The 5,765-nt window shown below is 70.4% G+C and carries 6 protein-coding genes; 1 reads left to right on the top strand and 5 read right to left on the bottom strand.

Annotated elements, in window-relative coordinates; all coding sequences use genetic code 11:
• From FV222_RS15465 to FV222_RS15455, 3 genes are all read right to left on the bottom strand, one after another.
• Positions 1 to 850, bottom strand: an 850-nt coding sequence (locus FV222_RS15465) for a methyltransferase domain-containing protein (protein WP_147814983.1), incomplete at its 3' end; no start/stop codon positions are given.
• Positions 851 to 934: 84 nt separating this feature from the next.
• Positions 935 to 1,867, bottom strand: coding sequence for an HD domain-containing protein (locus FV222_RS15460; RefSeq protein ID WP_147762260.1), 933 nt, complete (start codon positions 1,865 to 1,867; stop codon positions 935 to 937).
• Positions 1,867 to 3,060 (bottom strand): inositol-3-phosphate synthase, encoded by a 1,194-nt coding sequence (locus tag FV222_RS15455; RefSeq protein ID WP_147762261.1) that lies wholly within the window; start codon positions 3,058 to 3,060, stop codon positions 1,867 to 1,869. Before FV222_RS15455 ends, FV222_RS15460 begins: the two co-directional genes overlap by 1 nt.
• Before the next feature lie 466 nt (positions 3,061 to 3,526).
• On the opposite strand from FV222_RS15455, the gene FV222_RS15450 reads away from it, so the two are divergent.
• The gene (locus FV222_RS15450) at positions 3,527 to 4,540 is read left to right on the top strand and encodes a transglycosylase SLT domain-containing protein (RefSeq protein ID WP_348644090.1); all 1,014 of its coding nucleotides are present in this window, start codon (positions 3,527 to 3,529) and stop codon (positions 4,538 to 4,540) included.
• A gap of 4 nt (positions 4,541 to 4,544) precedes the next feature.
• Here the strand turns inward: FV222_RS15450 and FV222_RS15445 are convergent, their stop codons facing one another.
• Together FV222_RS15445 and FV222_RS15440 are read right to left on the bottom strand one after the other, a co-directional pair.
• Entirely contained in the window at positions 4,545 to 5,075 is a 531-nt protein-coding gene (locus FV222_RS15445) for an ankyrin repeat domain-containing protein (protein ID WP_147814981.1), read from the bottom strand.
• 81 nt (positions 5,076 to 5,156) lie between these two features.
• On the bottom strand, positions 5,157 to 5,765 hold a 609-nt coding region (locus FV222_RS15440; RefSeq protein WP_147814979.1), incomplete at its 5' end, for a di-trans,poly-cis-decaprenylcistransferase.

The raw sequence follows: 5,765 nt of genomic DNA, 5'->3' as shown, positions 1-5,765 counted from the left end.
GAGCTGACCGCGCCGCGGCGAGCGCCGCGGTCAGCTCGTCGTCGTCGTAGACGAGGGCGTCGGGGAACAGCTCCGCGATCTCGTCGGCCGAGACCGCGCGGCCGGCCGATAAGCCGGGCCTGTCGCTGTTGTGGATATGGCTGAGCGCGAGCCAGCCGTCGTCGCCGGCGTTCTGGCGCAGGTTGTCGAGCAGCGTCGCCTTGTCGTCGAGGAAGTAGAACGCGTCGTTGCAGACGACGAGGTCCACCGGCGCGCCGGGGATCGGCCAATGCTCCGAGCCGGCGTCGAAGCAGACGAGCTGCGCACCGGGCCCGACCACCCAATGCCGGGCGACCCAGAGCTTTGCGAAGACCACGTCGGCCCCCGCCACCTTGCAGCCGCGCTGCTTCAGGGTCCGCAGGTAGTGACCGATGCCGCAGGCGAACTCGAAGACGCAGATCGGATCGTTCCAATGCGCTTCGAGCAGGGCGAGGCCGGCGAGATAGGTCGGGTCGCTCCAGCGATGCAGGAAGTAGTCGCCGACGCGGCCCCAGCCGAGCAGGCGGACGGCATCGCGCAACGTCGCCGTCGCGCGGCCGGCGATCAACTCGGCGAGCTCGGCCGGGTCGGCCGGCGGGCCTGTCCACCAGTCGTCCTGGTCGGCGAGCAGCAGCGCGAGCGCGGCGTCTGCCTCCTTGGCGTCGAGGTGGACGAGGGCGCGGGCGACAAGGTCGGCGCGGCCGATGCGAAGGTACGGGATGCCGTCGATCACCGGCCAGCGCTCGTTTGCCTCGGCATCGCGCAGGGAATGCGCGGTGTCGGGCTTCAAGGCGTTGCCGGTCGTCGGCGACCGCAGGTCGAAGGGGATCATCGCAACTCTGATGCCGCCTGCGCGGTCATGGCGGGGACGTCATGCGGGGGCCTCACGACGGGGCACTTCCGCACGACGTGAGACTTACGGGATGCGCATATCCGCGAGCACGCGGTCGTGGAAGCCTCTGACCGGGCCGGCGTGGACGAGCTCCATGTCGCCCAGCACCGTCTGCATGGTGAGGGAGGCCGCCTGCAGGTGCTGCGCGATCTGCAGGACGCGATCGACGCAGTCGGCGGCGTGGAAGGCGCGGCCTTCCGCCGTCGCGTCGTCCGGCAAGACGGCGCGGGCACGCGCTACCGTCTCGCGAAGCGAGCCGTCGAACTCGTCCAACGCCCACTGCGTCGTCCGCGCCATGATCGGCCCGAGATGGTCGCCGAGCAGCATCTCGCCGGTGAAGCCTGCGTCGGGCATCGCGGCGTTGTGGAAGTGATGCGCCATTGCCGCGAGGAACACGGTCGCCGGGTCCGCCCGGTAGAACGGGCTCAGCACGACGCCGTAAACCGCGACGACGAGGCAGTGCTCGGCGTGGTTCTCCGGCGGCTCGAGCAGGATCCGGGCGCGTCCAGGGCAGGTGACACCCGCCCGCGGCTGCTGCGCCAGGGCCGTGACGAAGCCCGGCACTGGGCCCGGCCGATGCGAGATGCGGCGCGAGAGCCTGCCCCGCAGCGTCTCGCGCAGGCCGGGATCTAGGTTCGGCGTGACGCTGTCGAACCCGTCCACCAGCACGCCGGACACCGCCTCGTCGGACAGGCCGGCGGAGGCGAGGAACGCGGCGTCGAGGTCGCACAGGCGGGTGGCGGCCAGCGCTGTGGCGGTGATGTCGAGGGCGACGTCTTCCGCCGAGGCACCCCCGGTCAGCGCACTCCAGCCCTGCGCGAACAAGCGCTCGGCGATGGAGCCGACGCGCCCGGCGGACCGGACGCGCTTGAGGTCGTTCATCTCGACGAACAGGTCGCGAAGCTCGGCCGGCGCGGCAGGCCCGGACGCGCCGTTCACCGGAACGCCGTCCGACATCAGCGGTCGCCGTCCAGCCAATCGAGCAGCATCTTGCCCTGCTTGCCGAAGTCATGCTCCGGGCCGTGCCCGTTCTTGACCATCGGCGCCTTGAAGAAGGTCGAGAGCTGCTCCTGCACGCCGCCATCGCCGCGCTTCTTGGCGAGGTCGAGGACGCGGGCGATCTCGATGACGAGCGGCGCCGCCAGGATCGAGTCCTTGCACAGGAAGTTGACCTTCACCTGCATGCGCTGGCCCATGAAGCCGGTGATGTCGATGTTGTCCCAGGCTTCCTTGTCGTCGCCGCGCGGGCGGTAATAGTGGATGTGGACCAGATGATCCTCGACTGGGTAGCCGAGGATGGAGTCGAGCACCGTGCCCTTGGTGTTGAGCTTCGATTGCAGCGAGGCCGGGTCGTTGAGGGCGAGGCCGTCGCGGTTGCCGAGGATGTTGGTCGAGAACCATCCGTCGACGTGGAGGGCGCGGGCCTTGAAGGCCGGCGCCAGCACCGTCTTCATCATGGTCTGGCCGGTCTTGCCGTCCTTGCCGGCCACCGGCACGTTCATCTCGGTGGCGAGCGAGAGCAGAGCCGGCACGTCGGCGGCGATGCTCGGGGTAAAGTTGGCGTAGGGCACGCCGCTCTTGATCGCCGCGTAGGCATAGAGCATCGCCGGCGAGATGTGCTCGTCGCTGGCGTCGAGGCCCTTCTCGAACGCCTCGGTCGAGTTCAGCACGGCGGCGGTGAGGTCGGGCCAGCGCTCGGTGGAGGCGAGGTTCACGACCACCACCTCGTCGAGGTTGCTCTCCTGCTTGAAGCGACGCAGGTCGGCGGCGATGATCGACACCGCCTCGCGGTGGTCGGCGGCGACGATGCGGTTGGCGCCATCGATGTTCTTGCAGAACTTCGCGCTTCCGACCGCCGGCCAGGGCTGGATGCCCTTGAGCACCTGGGCGCCGTTCTCGATGTCCTGCTTGGTGAGCACGCCGTGCCCCTGCGCGGCGGAGGCGAGGTCGTCGCCGTTGAGGTCCCATCCTGCGAAGACGAGATCCTTGTAGTCGGCCATCCCGGCCACCGAGACGCCGGCGAGAGGCAGCCCGTCGAGGCGGTTCGATCCGGACTTGATCATCTCGATGCCGGCGATGGCGGTGGTGGCGACTGCGCCACCCATGCCGACAAACGCAACGCCGACGCGACGACCGGTCTGCATGCTCATGGGGAGAAAATTCCTTAAACGCTTCGGACGCAGAGCTTCGAACGGGCCGAGGCGGACCGCCCTGCGTGGCCCTAGCTAACTGGCGCTCGGGGGCAACGTTCCAAGCCCGAATGCGACATCTTGATGCCAACCTACGGCTGAATGGCGCCCGAACGACTGGTTAAGAAACCGTGAAACGTCAGCGTTAACGGCTCCTTAAGCGCGCCACGGTTGGATCACCGAGCCGTCCCATTCTGGTCACGGCATCCGGCGATAGAGCCGCCGCTCGATCGAAGCCCGGCCCATGAACGCCGCGGCACGAAAAGGACCAGCAATGGGGGTTTTCCCGGAGCCGGCGCGTTGCGCCGACGACGTGAGCCGACTCGTGCCCAACGGGTCGAATTGTGAAGATGATACCGTGGCTTGGCTGCCGCGGTCCGCCTGCGGGACGCAGCGGAACGACGCTAAATTCCGCCGCCCTTCGCCGTTGCGCCGCCGCACCGCGGCCATGGGGCTGGCCGCCCTGCTCGCCGGCTTCGCCCTGCCGCAGACTGCCTTTGCCCCGGCTGCCTTGGCCCACGACCGGATCGACCAGAGCCCGCGTGCTGCGACCGAACTTGCGAGGGCCGAGCCCTCCGACAACCCTGCCGCGTGGAGCGGCGTTCCGGTCGTCGAGCAGGAGCCGGCCACCAGCGCGCTGATCGCCGGCGATCTCGCCGCCCTGCCCCGGCCCTCGCCCGAGACCGACGACACGATCCGGTTCGGCAAGGTCGGCGTGCCGCGCCGGATCGTCGACACGATCCTGAAGGCTGCTTCCGCCTCCGGCGTCGACCCAGTCTACCTGATGGCTTTGGCCGACAAGGAGTCGAGCTTCTCGACCGACGTGAAGGCGCAGACCTCGTCCGCCGAAGGCCTGTTCCAGTTCGTCACCGCCACCTGGCTCGAAATGATCCGCGACTTCGGCGCCCGCTACGGGCTGGACGCCGAGGCGGCCGCAGTGAAGGGGCGCGGCTCCGCGATCACCGTGGCCGCGCCGATGCGCGAGCGGGTGCTGTCGCTCCGCAAGGACCCCTATGTCGCCGCCTTGATGGCGGCCGAGCTGATCAAGCGCGACCGCGGGCGGATCGAGGCCCGCGTCGGCCGGGTGCTGACCACCTCGGAGCTGTACTTCGCGCATTTCCTCGGCACGTCGAGCGCCGGGCGCTTCCTCACCATGAACGTCGATCGCCCGGACGAGGTCGCCGAGCGCGAGTTCCGCAACGCGGCCCGGGCCAACCGGGCGCTGTTCACCCAGAAGGCCGACAAGGCCGCCGGCAAGGCCCGCCGCCATCTCACGGTGGCCGAGGTCTACGACCGGATCGACGGCATGATCGACCGGCGCCTGTCTCGCTACGAAGGTGTCACCGCCATCGCGCCCACGGTTGAGACGGCCGAGCCCGTGCAGGAGCAGCCGGCCCAGCGCGTCCAGGTCACCGAAGCGCTGCCGCCCGACGGCGAATGATCGATTAGGCGCCTAGCCGCCGCGCGTTCGCGAGCTGCGCCGGGGTGTTCTGCGCGCCCATCGCCTGCGCCATGTCGGCGGCCGACTGGCCGGCGGCGTCGCGCCGACCTGGGGCGGCGCCGTGGGCGAGCAGAAGCGCGACGATCGCGGTACGGTCGAACATCGCAGCGGTCATCAGGGCCGTGCGGCTGCCGTCGCCGGTGCCGTCCACGGCGGCGCCATGCAGCAGCAGCAGCGTGGCGATCGCGATGTCGCCCTTGAAGGCGGCGCCGGCGAGCGGCGTCTGGCCGCGGTCGTTGGCGAGTTCCGGGTCGCCGCCCGCCTCCAGGATGACGCGGGCGGTCTCGGCCTGGCCGTTATAGGCCGCCAGCATCAGCAGGCTGTCGCCCTTGTCGTTGCGGATGTTGGCCGGAAGGCCCTGCCCGAACAGCTCCGCCAACTCCGCGGCATGACCCATCCGCGCGTACTGGAACAGGCGGCCGGCGAACGCGACGGTCTCGTCGTCGAGGGCGGGCGGGGGTGCGTCAGCGGACATGCAACGATCTTCGAGCCTGGGTGGCGACACCGCCGATCTGGCGCCGACCCCCCGGCCTGTCCAGTGCGATCCGGGCCGGTCTCAGGCCGCGGCGGAGACCTTCGGGTTGGTCAGGCCGCCGAAGCGGCGGTCGCGGCGGGTGAACTCGGCCATCGCGGCGGCGAGGTCGTCCTCGCCGAAATCGGGCCACATCCGCTCGGTGAAGTGGAGCTCGGCGTAGGCCGCCTCCCAGAGCATGAAATCGGACAGACGCTTCTCGCCGCCGGTGCGGATCAGCAGGTCGACGTCGACCGGCGAGCCGTGCATCGCGCCGGCGACCTCGGCCCCGAACGCCGCGCGCGACGTCGGCTCTCCGGCGAGCCGCGCGGCGGCGGCGAGGATCGCGTCGCGGGCGGAATAGTCGACGGCGATGCGCAGGTGGAGCTTGCGGCCCTCGGCGGTCGCGGCCTCGGCCCGCTCGATCGCCTCGGGCAGGCCGGCCGGCAGCCGGTCGCGGCGGCCGACGACGCTGAGGCGGGTGCCCGTGCGGGCGAGCCGCGCCGTCTCGTTGCGCAGGTAGACGCGCAGGAGCCGCATCAAGCCGCCGACCTCGTCGGCCGGGCGCTGCCAGTTATCGCTGGAGAAGGCGTAGAGGGTCAGCGTGCCGATCCCGAGCCCTGGGCAGGCCTCGGCCGTGCGCCGGATCGCCTC

The sequence above is a fragment of the Methylobacterium sp. WL103 genome, assembly GCF_008039885.1.
Taxonomy (GTDB): domain Bacteria; phylum Pseudomonadota; class Alphaproteobacteria; order Rhizobiales; family Beijerinckiaceae; genus Methylobacterium; species Methylobacterium cerastii.
The sequence above is the reverse complement of the archived record's forward strand: the minus strand, read 5'-3'. Positions and strand labels throughout refer to the sequence as shown.